Source organism: Streptomyces sp. NPDC005899 (genome assembly GCF_040629645.1).
In the GTDB taxonomy this organism is placed as follows: Bacteria; Actinomycetota; Actinomycetes; order Streptomycetales; family Streptomycetaceae; genus Streptomyces.
The window spans coordinates 1-3,232 of record NZ_JBEXWB010000515.1; the positions used below are offsets into that span (position 1 = coordinate 1).

Below are 3,232 nucleotides of genomic sequence, written 5' to 3' on the forward strand. Positions count from 1 at the left end.
GCCGGCCCGCCGGGAACCGCCCGCCGGGCCGGAAGGGCGACCGCCGCGCTCCCGCCGGTCGCGGAGCCGGGACGCCGTCAGCGGTCCCTCTCCAGGAGACGGCCGGTGGGTTCGGTGAGGACGCCGCCGGCCGCGATCCGGGTGCCGCGCAGCCAGGTGGACCGGACCACGCCGTGCAGGGTCCTGCCCGCGTAGGCGGTGACCTGGTTGCGGTGGAACAGCTCGGCCGGGTCGACGGTGAAGGTCTCGTCGGGGGCGAGGACCGCGAAGTCCGCGTCCCGCCCGGCCTCGATGGCGCCCTTGCGGGTGAGTCCGGCCAGCCGGGCGGGCGCGGCGGACATCCAGCGGGCGACGTCGTCGAGGCTGTGGCCGCGCCGGCGGGCCTCGGTCCAGATGGCGGGCAGCCCCAGTTGGAGGGAGGAGATCCCGCCCCACGCGGAGGCGAAGTCGGGCGTCTTGAGGTCGGTGGTGCACGGCGAGTGGTCGGAGACGACGCAGTCGATCGTGCCGTCGGCGAGTCCGGCCCACAGGGCGTCCTGGTTGGCGGCCTCGCGGATGGGCGGGCAGCACTTGAACTCGGTCGCGCCGTCCGGGACCTCCTCGGCGGTGAGGGTGAGGAAGTGCGGGCAGGACTCGACGCTGACCCGGACCCCCCGCCGCTTGGCGGCCGCGATGAGCGGCAGGGCGTCGCTGGAGGAGAGGTGCAGGACGTGGATCCGCGCGTTCAGCCTCTCGGCGTGCGCGATGAGGCTCTCGATCGCGGTGTTCTCGGCGTCGCGCGGCCGCGAGGCGAGGAAGTCGGCGTACGCGGGGCCGCCGCGCTGGGGTGCGGAGGCCAGGTGGTGGGGGTCCTCCGCGTGGACGATCAGCAGACCTCCGAACCCGGCGATCTCGGCCATCGAGCGGGCCAGCTGCTCCTGGTCCAGCTCGGGGAACTCATCGACCCCGGACGGTGAGAGGAAGCACTTGAAGCCGAAGACCCCGGCGTCGTGCAGCGGGCGGAGGTCCTTGGTGTTGTCCGGGATCGCCCCGCCCCAGAAGCCCGTGTCGATGTGTGCCTTGGGGCCGGCCACCCGCTGCTTGACGCGCAGGTGTTCCACGGTGGTGGTCGGGGGCAGGGAGTTGAGCGGCATGTCCAGCAGCGTCGTGATGCCGCCCGCCGCCGCGGCACGGGTGGCGGTCCAGAAGCCCTCCCACTCGGTCCGGCCCGGGTCGTTCACGTGGACGTGCGTGTCCACCAGGCCGGGGAGCAGTACGTCGTCGCCGAGCTCCTCCACGCGGGCGCTGGCCGGCAGCTCGGCGTCGTGCGGCAGGACTGCCTCGATCGCGCCGCCCGAGACGAGCACGGCGGCGGGCCGGGTCCCGTCCGGCGTGACGACGCGCGTCGAGCGCAGGACGAGTCCGGCGCCGGCCCCGGTGTCCGACCTCCGGTCCGCCTTCGCGTCCGCCTTCTTCATGCCCGCCTCCACGTCCGCATCGGACACTCGCGCTCCTCACTCAGGATTTCAACGAACTGTTGAAGGAGTCTTCACTCGTCGGGTCGGCCCGTCAAGGCCTCCCCCTCCCTTCGGCCCGGCCGGAGGGAGGGATCGGATCCTGATTGGAGGTTTCCACGAAGTAGAAGTCGAATTTCGCAGAGCGGAACGTAGAATGGGCCAGGAGCGACCTCACCGGATACCGGGCCGACCACGGGCCTGGACACCGACACCGGGACAAAACAGGTCCTGACCGGCAAGGACGCCGCACCGGGAGCAGTGGGCCGATCGGGAACAGCCCGGTAGGCTGCTGCCTTGCCTCCGCTTCGAAAGGACCGTTGACGTGCCGCCGTCCCACGCCAGCACTTCCGACTCCAAGCCCGCCGGTCCCAGTGGCGGGGTGCAGTCCCTCGAGCGCGCCTTCGACCTGCTGGAGCGCATGGCCGACGCCGGGGGCGAGGTCGGGCTCAGCGAGCTCTCCGCGAGCAGCGGACTGCCGTTGCCGACGATCCACCGGCTGATGCGCACGCTGGTGGTGTGCGGATACGTGCGCCAGCAGCCCAACCGCCGCTACGCCCTGGGCCCGCGGCTCATCCGGCTCGGCGAGTCCGCGGCCCGCCTGCTGGGCACCTGGGCCCGGCCCTACCTCCAGCGCCTGGTCGAGGAGACCGGCGAGACGGCGAACATGGCCCTGCTCGACGGGGACGAGATCGTCTACGTCGCCCAGGTGCCGTCGAAGCACTCGATGCGCATGTTCACCGAGGTGGGCCGCCGGGTGCTCCCCCACTCCACCGGCGTGGGCAAGGCGCTGCTCGCGCACACCCCGGCGGACGAGGTCCGGGCACTCCTCGCCCGGACGGGGATGCCGGCGGCCACCGAGAAGACCATCACCACGCCGGACGGCTTCCTCGACGCGCTGGAGCAGGTGCGCCGGGCGGGCTACGCGGTGGACGACAACGAGCAGGAGATCGGGGTCCGCTGCCTCGCGGTCTCCGTGCCCGACTCCCCCACCTCGGCCGCCATCTCGATCTCCGGTCCGGCGGGCCGGGTGACGGAGGCCGCGACGGAGCGGATCGTGCCGACCCTCCAGCAGATCGCCAAGGAGCTCTCGGAGGCGCTGGCCAGCAGCGGCGGCCCGACCGGCTGACCCACGGCCACCGCGCGCCCACCCCGGTCCCGCGGATCCTCGCGGAGGCGGGCGCCACCCCCATCCGCGCGGCGGCCGGCCGAACAGGTCGACGGCAGCCCGGACCTCCCGGATACGGGCGGCCGGCGCAACGGCCGAGCCGATCCGCCCCCGCGACGAGCAGCGGGGAGCGGCGCAGCCGAGGAACCTCCAGCACGCCGCCGGGGGGCCTCCGGCGTGCCGCCGGCCACCACGGCGGGCGGGGCCGCGAGTTCTCCTCGGCGACGCTCCGGCCGGTGCACGTGCCGGGGCGACGGCCGTCCGGTTCCCTTCGGAGCCGGGAGACCGCCGTACGCCGCTCCACCACCCACGCGTCCTCGTCACCGCCGGTCGGCCGCGCCCACCGCGCGCTCGACGACGCGGCACTCTCCCTCGCACGCCCTTCGCGCCGGTCCGTCCGAACACCCCCCGCCGGCTCCCCGGAAGCCGGGCAGGCCGACGCCACGACGGGCGGCGCGCGCCACCGTGCGGCCGGGACCGGCGACAGCGCGCGGCTGCCCGGGGAGGCCGGTCGAGGCTTCTTCCGCCCGCGGCCGCGGGCGGGTGGTATGCAGGGGCACATGTCTCACAC

Annotated in this window: 2 protein-coding genes; one reads left to right on the forward strand and one right to left on the reverse strand. The window is 74.3% G+C overall.

Annotated elements, in window-relative coordinates; genetic code table 11:
• Positions 1-77: 77 nt before the first annotated feature.
• Positions 78-1,457, reverse strand: a complete 1,380-nt coding sequence (gene allB, locus ABZ371_RS30720) for an allantoinase AllB (protein ID WP_358685808.1) — start codon at positions 1,455-1,457, stop codon at positions 78-80.
• A 361-nt stretch (positions 1,458-1,818) separates the two neighbouring features.
• Here allB and ABZ371_RS30725 point away from each other — a divergent pair, with 361 nt between their 5' ends.
• Positions 1,819-2,622, forward strand: coding sequence for an IclR family transcriptional regulator (locus ABZ371_RS30725; RefSeq protein ID WP_358685806.1), 804 nt, complete (start codon positions 1,819-1,821; stop codon positions 2,620-2,622).
• The last annotated feature ends 610 nt before the right edge of the window (positions 2,623-3,232 follow it).

Coding starts and splice junctions, on each gene's coding strand:
- allB (WP_358685808.1), bottom strand. CDS start 1,457: ATGAAGAAGGCGGACGCGAAGGCGGACCGGAGGTCGGACACCGGGGCC.